Origin of the sequence: Sporosarcina sp. P3 (assembly GCF_002743415.1) — a bacterium.
GTDB classification, from domain to species: domain Bacteria; phylum Bacillota; class Bacilli; order Bacillales_A; family Planococcaceae; genus Sporosarcina; species Sporosarcina ureae_A.
The window spans coordinates 244,162-259,902 of the sequence record NZ_PDZE01000004.1 but is presented as its reverse complement, the minus strand read 5'-3'; the positions used below and the strand labels follow the sequence as shown (position 1 = coordinate 259,902).

Genomic DNA, 15,741 nt, shown 5'->3' with positions numbered 1-15,741 from the left:
TGGATTTATAGTATGTGGATACTACGAAGAGGAAAAACTCTCTTTATATATTATCGGGAAGGAAGTTGAAAAATGAAGATACATAGGAAAATGATTGGTGTGCTGGCCCTTTTTGTAGTTATGCTGTCTGTGATGCAGCCTCTCGAGATGAAAGCGAATGAAATTGACACCTCTAAAAGTTGCGGCGTAGAACGTGGCAGGGATATCGTCTTTGTCATTCAAGATACTCCAGCCATGCAAGCACAAGATCCACTGCAGGACAGAATTACGGAAGCATTATACATGGTGGACCAGGCGAATTCATTGGATCGTATCGGTGTAGTAGGTTTCAATGAAGCCGTAACGAAGCCATTCCCGTTATCGTCCAATAAATATCAGGCGAAGGCCGCACTGAAAAAGTTTGCTGTATACGCTGATGAGAATGCAAATAATGCTAGTGTTGGTCTGGAAAAAGCTATCCATGACTTGTCTGACCCAAAGTCTGTAAATGAAAAAATCATTATACTGATGACTGTGGGTACGTCTATACACAATGAAAAGAGTCTAGCGCTTGCTACAGAAGCGTATGAGAATGATATTCAAATCCATACGATCAGTTTTGGCAGTACACCTTCATCAATTATCGATGAATCGACGTTACGAGAAATCTCGAGGATTACAGGTGGGAATTTTAATACCGCGGTAAATGCATCTTACCTACGAGATGTTCTTTCTAATTTACAGCAGGAAATCGTCAATTTTCGGGGACGGGAAGTCCGTAGTGACTGGACGCTGACGAGTGATGTTAACTTGCCGCAAGGATTATTGGTACATAACAATGTGACGATCAATTTGAACGGTTATAACCTAACTGTTGCCGAAGATATAGTTCTGATGAAATGTGCAAAACTTCGCGCAGTAAACGGCGCAGTGATTCAAGCAAAGAACCTTGATCAAAAATCAGGTTCAAGCATTCGGCTGAATAACAGTCAGCTGAATGTAACGGGAAAAGTAACGCAAGATGGTTCCATTGTAGTGAATGGAAACTATAAAAATTCAGCCGAACCTGAACTGGCGCTAGCATCCTATACACAGCGGATTCACGGCTATTTGAATTTAAATGGTCAAGAAGCATTAATTTCATCACCCATTTTGCAAGAAGGTCATATAGATTTGAATGGTGGAACATTCCACGCTAAAAATAATCTAGAACAAAAAGGTCGTTTTAATGTACAGGAAGGCAAACTACAAGTAGACGGAAATTTGATGATCAACGGTGGACCGTTACTTGACGATGCGTATATAGAGAATAAATCACTCGATGTAGGAGCTGGTGTTGTACAAGTAGGATCTAAAGATTCAATGGAGAAAACAAGGCAAAGCGGTAACGTTACACAAAAAAACGGACAATTATATGTCAACCACGGTACAGTCAGAATTTACGGTGACTATATAATAAATGATGGCTGGCTGACCATGATCAAAGGTTCCATGGATACGGACACACCTCAATACGGTGAAGGCGACGGAGATTTTGTACATGTTTTTGGCGATTTCTCGACAGCGAGTAAACGAAACCATGCCACGCGAACATATATACATCTGGGCAAGCCAATGAATGATCAAGGGCATTTGACAGACGGTGTGCTGAAAATAGAAGGTACATTTACTCAATCCGGTGACGGGGAAGGACATCCAATTTATTCGGATAGAATGCTGCAGTACGAAAAAGACTACAGCCGTTATAATTTCCATGCGGAAGGCAGACATAAAGTAGCGCTGATGAACAAAGGGAAAGTCAGTGCCCAGACAAAAGGATTTACCTTTAATTTACTGGAGTTGCATGGCAAATTAGCAGATTACCCGATGGATCCCTATGTCAGATGGAATAAGCTGAATGAAATCGTGAAATCAGCCAATTCCAATTTAGCCAGTCTGTCGATTAATGACAAAGCAGTGCCCGGCTTCACGCCGTCTGTCAGGGATTATTTCAGATTTGAAGTGCCGGCAGATGATTACCCGGCAGGCGGAGCTCAAACGTTAAAAGTTGATGCCCGTCCACAGGATGGTAATGCACTCGTTGATATTTTAGATCGAACACTGGCCTCTGACGGAACAGGACAAGTAAAAGTACAAGTTACTGCTGTAGATGGCACGAAAAGCATCTATACAGTAGAAGTGAAGATTGGACCTGGGTCAGGCGGAAAAGTTACTTCTATTAAACTGGATAGAAATGAAATCGTCTTTACCGAAGATGATTCGGGAGGTTATAATCCTGATAAAATCGTTATTGGATACACAGTGTATCCGACCAATGCAACGAATCAGCAGGTAAACTGGACGTCAACCAACCCGACTGTTGCATCTGTTACCCCTAGTGGAATAGTGACACCCCATACGAAAGGGGAAACAAGCATTGTGGCGACAACAGCGGATGGAGGCTTAATTGATTCAGCTACTGTAAAGGTCATGGGACAGAACGACTTACTGCAGGGAATCAAGACGCTTGAAGATTTCGTTAGTGACAATGACCGTTATGATAAAATTATGGGTGGCTTGTATGATATTAATAATATCGGAATAGTGGTTCCAGGAAATTATATTGATAGATTAACCTTCACAGCATCTGGGAATTTGACTGGTGGGAAAATTGAATTAGTTAATGATGTAGATCGTGTAGAAGTTCGAATTAATGGGACTACACTTGGAGCAAACAAAGTAGATAAACACTTTATATTCAACCGCGCATCCATGAAAGTTACCGACTACGTAGAAGTCATCGCATATGATGCTGCATCCAATGAACTCGAGCGAATTGGAACAACTTATCCGGTGAACTTCACATCAACTTCGGGAGTGTCACCGGGTTATTACTCTATCAAAACCCTTTTAGAAAACCAGGTTATATTCAATCAAATCTTGGAAGAGTACTCACCTAAACAGCTACGATTTTCTGCCAAATGATAAAAAGGAGGCAGGGCGCGGATAGAAGCGCCCGTACATAATCCATGAAAAAAATAAAGATTCTATTAATGTTCAGCATTCTACTGCTATTGATCCCCACTATATCGGCAAAAGCAACTGTGAAAAAAACTGTGGTCGGTGTATCATCTGCTTTTATAGAAAGAAGTGGCTCTACAACATTATCTGTATTTATCAGTAGTGATGAAAAAATTGCAGGTGGTTCATTCGATATACACTATAATCCCGAACAGTTAAGAATTAATGCTTCAGATGTCAAAATGACGGATACACTTTCTGAATATCTATCCGTTGGAGGAAGCGACGCATCGGGAAAAATCTCCATTTCATTTGCGAAAGCCAGCGGTAGTGTGATTGACGGTACTGTAATGGAAGTGAAGGCTACAGTACTGTCTGCGGGTTATGGGAATATTAACAATTTAATACTGGAAAACACAGAGTTATATGATGGGCAGGGAAAGCGCATTACAACACAATTAATAAATGGGCAAATTAAACCATTCGTTGGCAAGGAGTCCACACATTCTAATGCAGTTACAGTGGATAAGCCATGGCTTATTACTGTAAGCAGGCCGTACAATCCGGCGACTTTAAACACAAGTGCTGTCACGTTAAAGCGCGGGTCCACTGATTTTCCAATTGAATTAGAAGTGGTCAATGATAGACAATTTCGGGTAAAGCCGATTGGATCGTATATACGCTCTACATATACATTGGAAATTACGGATCAGCTTCGTTCAATTAATGGTGCAAAGCTAAATGAGCCAGTACGGCTTAAGTTTAAGGTGAATTGAGGTGAGGGACATGAAGAGTTTAATGAATAAAGTCTTATTATTACTACTAATAATGGTCGCTATCGGAGTGTCGAATTTTATTACAGAGTCAACATATGCGGAAATATTAGAAGTCGGTGAAAGCCGTTCACTTGGTACAACAGTGGAGGTGCCTGTAACGGTTCGGGATGCAATGTATTTGGCATCAGGTAATTTCGTGATTACAGCACCAACCGGTAGAGGAGTGGTTTTGAAAAGCTTCCGTCCGTCACCTGCATTTGATGATCAACTATTTCGGACAAGATTTAGCGTTACCAATAACGCACTCGATCTGAACTTCTTGTCTATTTCCAATAAAGAAGAAAAATTGACAGATAAGAAAGCAACGGTAGGGTATTTAGTTTACGAACTTACTAGTCAATTTAAAGAAGGGACATCCATAGACCTTTCGATCACAACAGCTGGCATGAAGGGGCGTTTAAATACAGATTTGGTTGTGAATCCAATGGACGGGAAAATTGTCCGCAAAATGCCGGTTGGAGATGTCGTGGGAAATGATAAGCCAACAGCCGCTGCCGCTATTCGTATCCTGCAACATTTAAATAATCCGATTACAGACCGTGAAGCGTTCCTGTCTGCAGACGTTAACGGAGACGGCGTTCTAACGCAAGAAGATGCACAAATTATTTTGGATTATATTGCGGGTAAGCGAACAACATTTCTTGCAATCCAGGCAAAAGAACTGGATAACGCGGTGTTGAAGAGTGAATATAGCGAGAAAGTGGCCGCTATGAACGGTCGTGCACCTTATACATTTAAGCGTGTAGGAACTTTTCCGGCAGGTCTGACTCTGGATGAAACGACAGGTGAAATCAGTGGAACACCAACACGTGCCCAAAGTTACAACTTTACGATTCAAGTAACTGACGCGCTTGGTGATATCGAAAAACGGATGTTCAGCATCAACGTAATTGATTCCAACATCATGTCTATCGAAAAACCATTGCCAATCAACGTCAAACTGAACGGAACACCTGAACTGCCTACAAAAGTGAATGTCACATATAAGGACAAAACAACAGGTAAGGAAGCAGTCAGTTGGGAGCCGGTTGATACATCAAAAATTGGCACAGTGATCGCGAAAGGGACAATCGGGGATAGCGGATTTACGGTAAGTGTCGAAGTCCATGTTGTATCGGCAAATTACTTGAACAGCGTAAAAGTTGGATTTGTGCAGTTTCTGAATCTCCATACAATTGAAGTCGATGTATCGGAGGATGTCTATAAAGTGACTGTTAACAACACGTATAGTATGCACTTTGAAGGGGATAAAAAGTTCAGCTTAATCAGCTCGAATTTCTCGGCCAATTCAACTGTCACATTCCGCATGTACGACAAATACGGCAATCTCCTAGAAACAAAGCAACACGTGTTAAAACCCAATTAACTAAACAGAGCCATCTTCGCCGAACGATAGATATTCAGCGAAGATGGCTTTTTTCTGTGATACGATAGAAAGAAATCTTCTGAAGGAGTTCGAATACATGAAGAACCGACAAGAAAAACATGTCCTGATATATGGGGACATTTTCGTAGACTATATCGCAACAGACGAGACGAACACGGAGTTTTCAACATTCCTAGGTGGTGCAACAGTCAATGTGGCGGCGGGTGTTTCGCGCTTGGGTGCAAAGTCTTCATTAATTACCATGATCGGAGAAGACGAGGATTCGATCTTTGCAGAAAATCAGCTGCGACATGAAGGCGTCGATGTTACGTTTGCTGTCCGTTCGCCCGAGAAGAAAGTGAACCGTGTTTATGTACATTTGACTCCTGAATATGACCGAGTATTTGTAAAGTACATCGACGACACACCTGATCTTCAAATTCAACCGAGTGATTTACAAGAAGAAGCTTTCCAAAATGCATCGATTTTACATATATGTTCCGGTACAATGTTCCAGCCAACTGCTTTGGAGACGACTAAAAGAGCTGTTGAATTAGCAAAGGATCATGGATTGTTCCTTTCAGTAGATCCAAATATTCGTCCGTTACGTTGGGAAAGTGAAGAGAAATGTCGTACTACCATTCTCTCGTTTTTAGATCAGACAGACTTGCTAAAACTTACGGAAGAAGAACTCACTTTTCTTATGCAGGAATCAAGTATAGAAAAGGCATTAGATCAAATTGCTGCCTATACTATCCCTGTCATTATGATGACGATGGGCAAGGGGGGCACTCTTGCCATCATTGAAGGGGCGCAACATCATGTAGCGGTGGAGCCAATCGACCCCGTAGATACCACCGGAGCAGGAGATGCATTCTTGGCCGGTGTACTTCGCGGTCTTCATCTGAATGGCAAGCCCAAATCAATAGAAGAAATGCTTGCACATATCGAATTTGGCAATCAAATGGGCGCATTATGTGCAATGAAAGTCGGTGCGCTCTCCGCGATGCCGCATGCGGATGAATTGGAATGATGATGTAACTTGGATTGTATATGAGCGCTCTATGGGTGGGGCTATTCGCTCTATTGCGGCTTGTGAACGCTCAATGTGATCGTTTAATCGCTCTATCGTAGCCCTCGAGCGCTCAATGTGTCTGTTTAACCGCTCAATCGCGTCCTGCGAGCGCTCAATGCGTCTGTTCAACTGCTCAATGGACCGTCCATCTGCCCAATTGCAACTCGCAATCGCTCAATGTGACCGTTCAACCGCTCAATAGCAGCCCGCAACCGCTCAATGCGACCGTTCTTCCGATCAATCGCAATCCGCAAGCGCTCAATGTGTCTGTTTAACCGCTCAATCGCGTCCCTCGAGCGCTCAATGCGTCTGTTCAACTGCTCAATGGACCGTCCATCTGCCCAATTGCAACTCGCAATCGCTCAATAGCAGCCTGCAACCGATCAATGCGACCATTTTTCCGATCAATCGCAATCCGCAAGCGCTCAAAGTGTCTGTTTAACCGCTCAATCGCGTCCTGCGAGCGCTCAATGCGTCTGTTCAACTGCTCAATGGACCGTCCATCTGCCCCATTGCAACTCGCAATCGCTCAATGTAATCGTTCAACCGCTCAATAGCAGCCCGCAACCGCTCAATGCGACCGTTTTTCCGATCAATCGCAATCCGCAAGCGCTCAATGTGTCTGTACAACCGCTCAATGCAACCGTCCAACCGCTCAATCCCTTACCAAACAGAATGAAAAAATGTACACAGTGCGCTGTGTACATTTTTTTACAATAACTTTAGGAGCCATATCTAATAGTACAAATATCCTCTATATCAATCTCTTGGACTTCAGAATCTCCAAACGGTTGAAAGTGGATGGTACGTTCTTTTCGATCAAACTGTAAGTAGTACCCGTTATATTGTATCTCTTTGGAATCCTTCAATGTAATCTCTACAGGCGCCCCCATTGTTAAGTCGACGAGTATATGAATGACTTTCTTTTCCTCATAACATCGCGCTTTTCGTTTCGGAATATACGGCACATCGTAATCATCGTTAGGTCTGAACTTTCTAGATGACATGTTTTTATGCACCTCCTTCTTTCTTTAGCGTATGTGGGAATTTGCTAGAGAACTGTGCCACTTCATTGGATATATTCAATAAGAATGGATTGGTGTATGCTTTTGAGTGAAAAGTTTGTTGGAGATTGTATTTTGATATAGGTAGAGGCAATTGAACTAGAGTAATTATGAAAAAAAGAGAGTATTATTTTATAACATGTGACTTTACAACCGGTTCATATGAAGCAATGAAGTGGAAAACCATTGAGGAATGGAGCCGAAAAAACGGTAGGTACTGTCCAAGATGTGATCATGAAAATATAGACAAAACTACCTTGGTGGGAGCTATACCGATGTAACGAGGATGAATTCAGTAGACAAAGACTTTGCACGTACTGCCATTGGAAATTCAGATCGTTATGATATTGTATTGATCCAATCTGAAGCCAATTAATAAAAAGCCATTGCAGTGTCCCTAATCAGGCATCGCAATGCTTTTTTATTTCTTCACGAGTAGAGCTTATCGTGAGGTTTAAAGGCTCGAATTGGAATTGAAATATGCTATACTTTGCCTAGAATAGGGGGCGAAGTGTCATGGAACATAAAAATTCAGAGCGTTTTCTCATTGCGTTTAACCGAATCGATAAATCGTTAATGAAGATTACCGATTTGCCGAATCATTTGTCATTCTCAAAGAAAATAGATAAAGCCAAGTCACAAAATGCTTTAATTGCCCGCTATGAAGATGATTTGCGTGAATTCGGCAGTTTACGTAATGCGATTGTTCATAATCGAACGGGGTTTGACTATGCAATAGCGGAACCGCACGATGAAATTGTAGAACTCATTGAAGGTATAGATGAACGATTATCACACCCAGTAACCGTCAAAGATTTATTCTCTGGAAAAGTACATACTGTGCAAGCAGATGAATCACTCGCCACAGGCTTGCGTTTAGTGAGAAAATGGAAAATCAATCAATTGCCTATTTATAAAAAAGGTCAATTCATCGGATTAATTACAGCAGACGGTATTATGAATTGGCTAGCCGATCAGGATAGTGAGAGCATTTCCCGGGAAATACCGACATTATTAGACGTATATAATCATGAAAAAAGAAGAAAAACCTATCGTTTTGTCAAAAGTTCGATGTCGGTTTATGAAGCAGAAGGGTTTTTCAGAAAGTCCATTGCGACAGGGAAACGTCTAGAAGCACTGCTCATTACCGAGCAAGGTGGTAAAGATGAGAAATTGATGGGCATTATTACTCCTTTGGATTTATTGAAAATAGATGAATGAAGAATAGTAGAAAAGGTGAAATAGATGGATAGTGAGCAGAATACAACCTTATATGAGCCTGCGATTCATTTTCAAAACGTTTCGTTTGAAGTGGAGGGTACGAAGATTCTCGATACGATTACCGGATCTTTTCCTACGAATGAAATTACGGTGTTGGTCGGACCTTCGGGTGCAGGGAAAACGACTTTATTGAAAATGTGCAACGGTTTGTTGAGTCCTACTAGTGGGGATATTACGGTGCAGGGGCGGACGATTCATGAAATGTCACCGGTTGACCTCCGTCGAAAAGTGGGGATGGTGTTACAAAGTTCACCGATGATCGCTGGAAGCGTCTATGACAATTTGGCACTGCCACTGCGTTTACAAGGCAAGACGTTGAGTAAAGAAAAAGCGTTGGATATTTTGGATCAGGTCGGTCTCGAAGGGGAGTATCTTGAACGCGACAGCCGGACCTTGTCTGGTGGTCAGCAGCAGAAAGTATCAATTGCTAGAACGTTATTGAATCAATCGAAAGTTTTGTTGATGGATGAAATTACGTCTGCACTAGATCCATCTTCATTGAATGAAGTAGAGGATTTGATTCGTAAACTGCACGATGAGCATGCCATTACGGTCATCTGGATTACGCACAACTTGGAACAGGCGAAGCGAATGGGGCAGTATGCATGGATCATGGTCGACGGGAAGTTAGTGGATGCCGGTGAAATCTCTGTACTCGATCATTCAGATATCCCATCGGTCGATCGCTTTTTGAAAGGAGACTTTTGATGAGTACCTCTGCTTTATTCCTTACATTAATATTTGTATTAATACCGCTAGTACTGTCAAAGACACTTGGGTTGCGGTTAGAGAAAGATACCATTATCGCGACGATCCGTTCGACAGTGCAATTAGTGGCGGTCGGCTTCGTACTAAAATTTGTCTTCGATTCGGAAAGTTATATGTTCATCTTCTTGATGGTTGTTTTGATGATTGGAGCAGCCGTGCAAAATGCGCGTAAAAAAGGAGAAAGTATTAAAGGAATCACATGGAAGTTGATTGTGACGTTTGTATTAATAGAAGTATTGACGCAAAGTATCTTACTTGGTTTCAACATTGTTCCAGCTACTGCGCAATATATTATTTCATTGACCGGTATGGTAATCGGAAATTCGATGGTCCTTGCGATTTTATTCCTCAATCGCTTTGTGTCAGAAGTTGAAGCGCATCGCTCGGAAAGTGAACTGATCTTGTCACTTGGCGGCACACCAAAACAAGCGATACATAAGCAATTGATCCGCTCTATTCAAGCAAGTATGATCCCGACAATTGAAAGCCAAAAGACGATAGGATTGGTGCAATTGCCAGGTATGATGAGCGGTCAAATCATTGCAGGGGCGGATCCGTTAGAGGCTGTCCAATTTCAAATCTTAGTCATATTCCTATTATTGACAACAGCTGCAGTAACGAGTGTTTGTTTAGGTTTACTTTCCTATCCGACACTGTTCAATGAACGCATGCAAATGATTCAACAACAAAAGCACTCGAAGTAATTACTTTTCGAGTGCTTTTGAAAGTGGATAAATGCCGATGCTTTGCACGATGAGTGACAACAAAACTACGGCAAATCCTAACGAAACGAGCGTATCCGCGGAACTGTCTGCGGTATCGGCCAAGCTCAGCAATAAGAAAATCGACATCGTTCCACGAATGCCTGCCCATGATAGGAGCGAGGCTTTTTTGACGTTTAATAATTTTCGATAGCCTGAAAATAATTGCATCGTCCCTGCGATTACGATAAATCGTACAATAATCGAAACAATAAATATCCCGATGACCAGCAATCCATTATGCAAAGGGATCAAGTAATCAGCTGCCACAATTCCAATAGCTAAAAATAATATGGAAAGCAATGCAGGTTCCGCCACTTCCCAAAAGCCATTCAAGGATTCTCGGTGCATATCCTCCTCATCAGCACGTCCAAGTTCCGCAGATAGCATAATACCTGCCGCCACTGTCGCCAATACACCTGAAAACCCGAATGCTTCAGCTAAATGAAACGCTCCGTACGCAATGATGATACTGAGTACAACTTGATTTTCTCGATGTGCAGAAAGGTGGATCGCTTTACTGACTATCCAACCTGCGACTAATCCGGTCGCCACACCACCGATCGAGACGGATAGGAATTCTCCTACGAATGACCAAAAGTCAAACTTTTGTTGCGTCATAAACATGGTCAACAGCACAGTAAATAACACGACACTAGTCCCGTCGTTGATCATAGATTCCCCGTCGACAATATCTGCAACCGAAGGATCATCTAACGACTTTTTTAATATGGATACAACAGAAACAGGATCAGTCGGCGTCAGAATAGAAGCAACCAATAATGCCCCTACCAATGAAATCTCTATACTCGCTCCCATCCAATATGTAGCGAGTCCTAAGAGAAGTGCGGTCACGAGTAAACCAGCAGTACTAAGCGTGCCGATAACTCTGGCATGCTTTCGTAATGAGCTGGCCGAGTAGTGGTACGCAGACGCGAATAGCAGTCCTGGTAAGAAAATGGTATAGATAATTTCCTTGGATATATTGATGCTATCGAAGTAAGGAATGAATGACAGACCGAACCCAATCGCGACTAGAAAGACAGGAAGTGGAAAGTTCTTCTGCTTTTTATCGATTGTCATCGCGACGTAGCCTATGGTTAATAAAATAATAATTTGTGAAGTGCTCATCCTATTCACGCCTCTCACTATAGTATGTTATAGCTAGCATTCCCTTGAAAGAGGGGTAGGAAACAGGTTGAGTGGATAAGTTCGAGTTGGAGATTGAAGCGGTAGGAAAGGTAAGTCAGTATCGGACAACCAGTTGAGCAAGCCCCCCGACAACACTAGTACAATGTAATCATTCTTAGAAATCTATTTGACAATGATTCTCATTATCGATTATGATATTCCTCAATGAGAAACATTCTCATTATATTCGAGGGGGAATGAGAAGAAATGAAAAAGTTAGCAAACGTGTTAAGTGTGCTGATGTTGCTGTTTGTACTCAGCGCATGCGGTGCTCAGGATGAAAAGACAGACGCATCCACAGTAAAAGCGGAAGAGGTTGAGAAAACAACGGATACAAGCATCGAAGTGACAGACATGGCAGGCCAAATCGTAACATTCACCGAAACGCCAAAGTCTGTCGCCGCGCTAAGCTCAGGAGATCTTGACATGTTACTAGCGCTTGGAATAAAAGTAGTTGGGCGACCGACAGTGCAAGGACCTCCGAATAAAGATCTAGAAGGCATTGCTGAGATTGGGAATCCACATCAACCAAATTTCGAAAAGATTGCGGAAGTGAATCCTGAAGTCCTAATTGCTGCACCAAGTTTCAAACAACATGAAACAAATATGGAGCGTCAAGGAACGAAGACCGTTTACACAGCAGCTAACTCTGTGGAAGACATTCAAACTACCATTGGACTATTTGGCCAGCTGTTTGATAAAGAAAACGAAGCGAAAACGATACAAGACACGATCACAGAACAAATTGAAAAAAGTACAGCAGACAAAGCGGATGCTGTGAAAACGTTATTAGTATATGGAGCACCTGGTACATACATGGTGGCACTTCCAAATTCATTGTCAGGTAATCTACTAGAACTGGCTGGGGGAGAAAATATTGCAAGCGATTTTCCAAATGAAGAAAAATATCCACAGTACGCGAGCTTAAGCGTAGAGAAAATCATTGAACGCAATCCTGAAATGGTGATGCTGATCACTCACGGTGAACCGGAAGCTGTCAAAGCGGCATTCGAAGGCGAAATGTTGAAGAATCCAGCATGGAAAAACTTAGATGCTGTAAAAGATGGAAACGTCATCGTCTTACCTTCTCACTTATTCGGTACGAACCCTGGAACTAAAGTGGTGGAAGCACTCGACGTGATGAAAGAAAGCTTAGGACAGGTTAAATAAGATGATTGCAACAAGAGAACAGGCGCTGAAAGAACGTCATCCACTTGCCAGGAAACGAGTCATCGTCCTCGTAACGAGTGGAAGTTTGCTCATGATCGCGGCTGTCTTAAGCTTAATGATTGGACCGGTTTCATTCTCTATACAGGAAATTTGGGATGGAATCTTTGTGGTCAATGACACGATGGAACGACGAATTGTCTGGGAACTTCGCTTTCCCCGTGTGCTAGTCGGCATGATTGTCGGAATCAGCCTCGCAGTAGCCGGCGCGATACTACAAGGAGTAATGCGTAACCCGCTAGCCGACCCGGGAATTATTGGGGTTTCATCAGGTGCAGGACTTGCGGCAACAGTCATTATGATTATTTATCCAGCTTACATCATGTTCTTACCACTTGCTGCATTTCTTGGGGCACTGTCAACGGCCGTTGTCATTTATGCATTGTCGTGGAAAGGCGGGGCATCGCCTTTACGTATCATTTTAGTGGGAGTCGCCATTAACGCAGTAATCGGCGCATGTATGAGTGCGTTGATGCTTCTTTACAGTGACCGTGTGCAAGCGGTATTGCCTTGGCTTGCTGGGGGAATTGCAGGTGTCGGCTGGGTGCAGTTTGAAATGATCATCTATTATGCGATCGCTGCATTCGTCCTAGCCATCTTCTCGGTCAAACATATTCGTATATTGCGTCTAGGGGACGAAGTAGCCAAGTTGCTCGGCCATAATGTGGAGCGAAGTCGATTTTTCCTCATCGTGTTGAGTACGCTACTGGCAGGAATGGCGGTCAGTGTTTCGGGATTGATTGGATTCGTTGGTCTTGTTGTGCCACACATTATGCGTTCCATAGTAGGAGGCGATTACCGGTTTTTATTACCGGCATCCGCTCTCGGTGGAGGATTGCTAGTCGTAGTTGCGGACACGATTGCCCGTACACTATTTAATCCAATCGAACTGCCAGTTGGCATCTTACTATCATTCCTTGGCGGGCCATTCTTCTTGTATTTAATTCAAAAACGGAGGGATTCATTTGCTGATAACTGAGGAACTAACCTATCGCCACTCGGATTCATTCGAATTAACGTCCATTGATTTGCATATTAAGCAAGGGGAGATTGTCAGTTTGCTAGGTCCTAATGGTTCAGGCAAGTCGACGTTTCTACGGTTGATTTCTAGACTGATCACACCAGGAAGCGGTGAAGTTCTGCTAAATGGTGAACGGTTGAAACGAATGAAATCTCAAGAAGTGGCTCGGAATTTAGCTATGCTTCCGCAAATGCAAGATCATCAACTTGATGTCACGGTAGGCGAGTTAGTAGAATTCGGACGACATCCTCACCGCTCAAGCTATGGCAAGTTAAGTCGTGAAGATCAGGAAATTATCGACTGGGCAATCAGCGTAACAAAGTTAGGGAAATACAAAAATCGCATGTTGCAGTCATTATCCGGTGGTGAACGTCAGCGTGCATGGATTGCGATGGCCATTGCGCAGCGTCCGAAAGTATTATTACTAGATGAACCGACCACGTATTTGGACATTTCGCATCAATTGGAAGTCATGGAATTGGTCACGCAATTAAATGAAACGTACGGCATGACTGTCATCATGGTTCTTCATGATATTAACCAAGCAGCAAGTTACAGTGATCGTCTCATTGTGTTAAAAGACGGCAGTGTACACTTTGATGGAATTCCACAATGCGTTCTATGCAAAGAAATGTTTCATTCTATTTTCGAAATTGATGCGGACATCTTTATGAATAACGGAAAATGCTTTTTCACACCAAGTACATTAGAAAAGAGTGAGTGCTATGAGAACTGAGGCAGAAAAGAAGCAACCTATTGATCAAGCATTGGTACGAGACTATTTAATTGCGGCACATGGGAATTTTGAAGAAGTACAGAAACTGATCGAACAGGAGCCTGATTTAGTACATGCCGTAATGAACTGGGGCGGTGATGACTGGGAAAGCGGTCTTGGGGCTGCCGCACATACAGGCAATCGCGATATTGCAGAGTACTTATTAAGAAAAGGAGCACGTATGGATATATTCGCTGCCGCCATGCTCGGCGAACTTGAAATCGTGAAGGCGTTGTTGAAATGGTATCCCAGCTGGGACGAGCTCAAAGGTCCACACGGCATTCCGTTACTTCGCCATGCGGCAGTCGGTGGCGAACAATCAGCGCCCGTGCTCGAATATTTACAATCTATCAAACTGGAGGTAGTATAATGCAGAAAATAATTGCAGTAAATACAATTTATGTTGAAAAAGGGAAAGGTGAGCAAGTAACCACTCGTTTCGCAAAAGCCAAAGCTGTGCACACGTTTGAAGGCTTTATTCGCATGGAAGTATTGCTGAATGAAAACAATGACGATCATGACGAAATAAAAGTGTGTACGACGTGGGAAGACCGTCAATTCTTCGATCGCTGGCTACATAGTCGTGAAAATGCAAAAACACATGACGCCAAAGCACCGGCCGAACCCAGTCCGATCCTAGGTAATGAAGTGAAGATATTCGATGTCAAAGTTCAACACTTACTAGCAGCAACAATAGAAGCTAAGTAAATCAACACAGCGGCAAGCACCAACTTGTCGCTGGCCTTCCGATGGTGATCTATGCAGTGGAATAGGCCTCCACTGTGTAGATGGCTTTCGGTAAGCCGTTAGCATGTATATCGCGTAAACACTTGAAAGCAAACTGGACACGTCTATTTATTGGAAATTAACGTGCAAAAGCCCACCATTGCTTTACCACGCGAATTCCCAAACGCAACCCTCCCTTTACTTGCGGACATTCACGACATTCCAGCAGGGTTGCTTTCAAGCTGTTTTATTTGGCTGCTCTCTTTATTGAGAGCAGTTTTTTTTATGTGGAGGAATGTGATGTGGAAGGGGGGGTTGTTGGGAATCTGCTCAATGTTTGGTGGGATGCGCTCTATTGGTTGTGTTGTTCGCTCAATGTTGGGCTTGGAGCGCTCTATCTATCGTGTTAACCGCTCAATATCGGACGTGGAACGCTCTATCAGTCATGTAATCTGCTCAATCCGCCGTACTTTCCGCTCAATGCCGTTCGTGAAGCGCTCTATCTATTGTGTTAATCGCTCAATGTCGGACGTGGAACGCTCTATCAGTCATGTAATCCGCTCAATACCATACGTAAAGCGCTCAATCAGCCATGCTACCCGCTCAATATCACAGGCCAACAGCTCATCAAACACAAAAAACCCGCCACTTCAAAAAGAAGTAACGGGTGC

General features: G+C 42.9%; 17 protein-coding genes. 12 read left to right on the top strand and 5 right to left on the bottom strand.

Going from position 1 to position 15,741, the window contains the following annotated elements; genetic code table 11:
• Positions 1 to 72 precede the first annotated feature (72 nt).
• The 4 genes from CSV61_RS07355 to CSV61_RS07340 all read left to right on the top strand — a co-directional run bounded on the left by CSV61_RS07355 (position 73) and on the right by CSV61_RS07340 (position 6,214).
• Positions 73 to 2,943 (top strand): Ig-like domain-containing protein, encoded by a 2,871-nt coding sequence (locus CSV61_RS07355; RefSeq protein ID WP_099638676.1) that lies wholly within the window; start codon positions 73 to 75, stop codon positions 2,941 to 2,943.
• 68 nt (positions 2,944 to 3,011) lie between these two features.
• Positions 3,012 to 3,755 carry a cohesin domain-containing protein gene (locus CSV61_RS07350; protein WP_143561068.1) on the top strand — a complete coding sequence of 248 codons (744 nt, stop codon included), beginning with the start codon at positions 3,012 to 3,014 and terminating at the stop codon, positions 3,753 to 3,755.
• 10 nt (positions 3,756 to 3,765) lie between these two features.
• On the top strand, positions 3,766 to 5,181 hold the full coding sequence (locus CSV61_RS07345) for a putative Ig domain-containing protein (protein ID WP_099638674.1): 1,416 nt from the start codon (positions 3,766 to 3,768) through the stop codon (positions 5,179 to 5,181).
• 97 nt (positions 5,182 to 5,278) lie between these two features.
• Positions 5,279 to 6,214, top strand: a complete 936-nt coding sequence (locus CSV61_RS07340) for a carbohydrate kinase family protein (protein WP_099638673.1) — start codon at positions 5,279 to 5,281, stop codon at positions 6,212 to 6,214.
• Between the two features lie 167 nt (positions 6,215 to 6,381).
• Here the strand turns inward: CSV61_RS07340 and CSV61_RS16570 are convergent, their stop codons facing one another.
• From CSV61_RS16570 to CSV61_RS07335, 4 genes are all read right to left on the bottom strand, one after another.
• Positions 6,382 to 6,573, bottom strand: coding sequence for a hypothetical protein (locus CSV61_RS16570; RefSeq protein ID WP_143561067.1), 192 nt, complete (start codon positions 6,571 to 6,573; stop codon positions 6,382 to 6,384).
• Positions 6,570 to 6,740: a hypothetical protein gene (locus tag CSV61_RS16745; protein WP_158233794.1), complete on the bottom strand. Its 171-nt coding sequence runs from the start codon at positions 6,738 to 6,740 to the stop codon at positions 6,570 to 6,572. Before CSV61_RS16745 ends, CSV61_RS16570 begins: the two co-directional genes overlap by 4 nt.
• On the bottom strand, positions 6,737 to 6,907 hold the full coding sequence (locus CSV61_RS16740; RefSeq protein WP_158233793.1) for a hypothetical protein: 171 nt from the start codon (positions 6,905 to 6,907) through the stop codon (positions 6,737 to 6,739). Before CSV61_RS16740 ends, CSV61_RS16745 begins: the two co-directional genes overlap by 4 nt.
• Positions 6,908 to 6,978: 71 nt before the next feature.
• Positions 6,979 to 7,263, bottom strand: coding sequence for a hypothetical protein (locus CSV61_RS07335; protein WP_099638672.1), 285 nt, complete (start codon positions 7,261 to 7,263; stop codon positions 6,979 to 6,981).
• Positions 7,264 to 7,836: 573 nt separating this feature from the next.
• Between CSV61_RS07335 and CSV61_RS07330 the strand changes: the two genes are divergently transcribed.
• Genes CSV61_RS07330 through CSV61_RS07320 form a run of 3 tightly spaced genes read left to right on the top strand, consistent with a single transcriptional unit; the run spans position 7,837 to position 10,073 of the window.
• Entirely contained in the window at positions 7,837 to 8,541 is a 705-nt protein-coding gene (locus tag CSV61_RS07330; protein WP_099638671.1) for a CBS domain-containing protein, read from the top strand.
• 24 nt (positions 8,542 to 8,565) lie between these two features.
• Positions 8,566 to 9,309: an ABC transporter ATP-binding protein gene (locus CSV61_RS07325; RefSeq protein ID WP_099638670.1), complete on the top strand. Its 744-nt coding sequence runs from the start codon at positions 8,566 to 8,568 to the stop codon at positions 9,307 to 9,309.
• Positions 9,309 to 10,073 (top strand): ABC transporter permease, encoded by a 765-nt coding sequence (locus tag CSV61_RS07320; protein ID WP_099638669.1) that lies wholly within the window; start codon positions 9,309 to 9,311, stop codon positions 10,071 to 10,073. The genes CSV61_RS07325 and CSV61_RS07320 overlap by 1 nt, the downstream gene beginning before the upstream one ends.
• Here the strand turns inward: CSV61_RS07320 and CSV61_RS07315 are convergent, their stop codons facing one another.
• The gene (locus CSV61_RS07315; protein WP_099638668.1) at positions 10,074 to 11,261 is read right to left on the bottom strand and encodes a cation:proton antiporter; all 1,188 of its coding nucleotides are present in this window, start codon (positions 11,259 to 11,261) and stop codon (positions 10,074 to 10,076) included.
• 267 nt (positions 11,262 to 11,528) lie between these two features.
• Between CSV61_RS07315 and CSV61_RS07310 the strand changes: the two genes are divergently transcribed.
• Genes CSV61_RS07310 through CSV61_RS07290 form a run of 5 tightly spaced genes read left to right on the top strand, consistent with a single transcriptional unit; the run spans position 11,529 to position 15,052 of the window.
• Positions 11,529 to 12,491, top strand: a complete 963-nt coding sequence (locus CSV61_RS07310; RefSeq protein ID WP_099638667.1) for an ABC transporter substrate-binding protein — start codon at positions 11,529 to 11,531, stop codon at positions 12,489 to 12,491.
• Positions 12,492 to 12,495: 4 nt separating this feature from the next.
• Complete coding sequence (locus CSV61_RS07305; protein ID WP_369824329.1) at positions 12,496 to 13,527, top strand: FecCD family ABC transporter permease; 1,032 nt, start codon at positions 12,496 to 12,498, stop codon at positions 13,525 to 13,527.
• Positions 13,514 to 14,305: an ABC transporter ATP-binding protein gene (locus tag CSV61_RS07300; protein WP_099638665.1), complete on the top strand. Its 792-nt coding sequence runs from the start codon at positions 13,514 to 13,516 to the stop codon at positions 14,303 to 14,305. Before CSV61_RS07305 ends, CSV61_RS07300 begins: the two co-directional genes overlap by 14 nt.
• Positions 14,295 to 14,714, top strand: coding sequence for an ankyrin repeat domain-containing protein (locus tag CSV61_RS07295; protein ID WP_099638664.1), 420 nt, complete (start codon positions 14,295 to 14,297; stop codon positions 14,712 to 14,714). The genes CSV61_RS07300 and CSV61_RS07295 overlap by 11 nt, the downstream gene beginning before the upstream one ends.
• Entirely contained in the window at positions 14,714 to 15,052 is a 339-nt protein-coding gene (locus CSV61_RS07290) for an antibiotic biosynthesis monooxygenase (RefSeq protein WP_099638663.1), read from the top strand. The genes CSV61_RS07295 and CSV61_RS07290 overlap by 1 nt, the downstream gene beginning before the upstream one ends.
• Positions 15,053 to 15,741 lie beyond the last annotated feature (689 nt).

Coding starts and splice junctions, on each gene's coding strand:
- CSV61_RS07355 (WP_099638676.1), top strand. CDS start 73: ATGAAGATACATAGGAAAATGATTGGTGTGCTGGCCCTTTTTGTAGTT.
- CSV61_RS07350 (WP_143561068.1), top strand. CDS start 3,012: ATGTTCAGCATTCTACTGCTATTGATCCCCACTATATCGGCAAAAGCA.
- CSV61_RS07345 (WP_099638674.1), top strand. CDS start 3,766: ATGAAGAGTTTAATGAATAAAGTCTTATTATTACTACTAATAATGGTC.
- CSV61_RS07340 (WP_099638673.1), top strand. CDS start 5,279: ATGAAGAACCGACAAGAAAAACATGTCCTGATATATGGGGACATTTTC.
- CSV61_RS07335 (WP_099638672.1), bottom strand. CDS start 7,263: ATGTCATCTAGAAAGTTCAGACCTAACGATGATTACGATGTGCCGTAT.
- CSV61_RS07330 (WP_099638671.1), top strand. CDS start 7,837: ATGGAACATAAAAATTCAGAGCGTTTTCTCATTGCGTTTAACCGAATC.
- CSV61_RS07325 (WP_099638670.1), top strand. CDS start 8,566: ATGGATAGTGAGCAGAATACAACCTTATATGAGCCTGCGATTCATTTT.
- CSV61_RS07320 (WP_099638669.1), top strand. CDS start 9,309: ATGAGTACCTCTGCTTTATTCCTTACATTAATATTTGTATTAATACCG.
- CSV61_RS07315 (WP_099638668.1), bottom strand. CDS start 11,261: ATGAGCACTTCACAAATTATTATTTTATTAACCATAGGCTACGTCGCG.
- CSV61_RS07310 (WP_099638667.1), top strand. CDS start 11,529: ATGAAAAAGTTAGCAAACGTGTTAAGTGTGCTGATGTTGCTGTTTGTA.
- CSV61_RS07295 (WP_099638664.1), top strand. CDS start 14,295: ATGAGAACTGAGGCAGAAAAGAAGCAACCTATTGATCAAGCATTGGTA.
- CSV61_RS07290 (WP_099638663.1), top strand. CDS start 14,714: ATGCAGAAAATAATTGCAGTAAATACAATTTATGTTGAAAAAGGGAAA.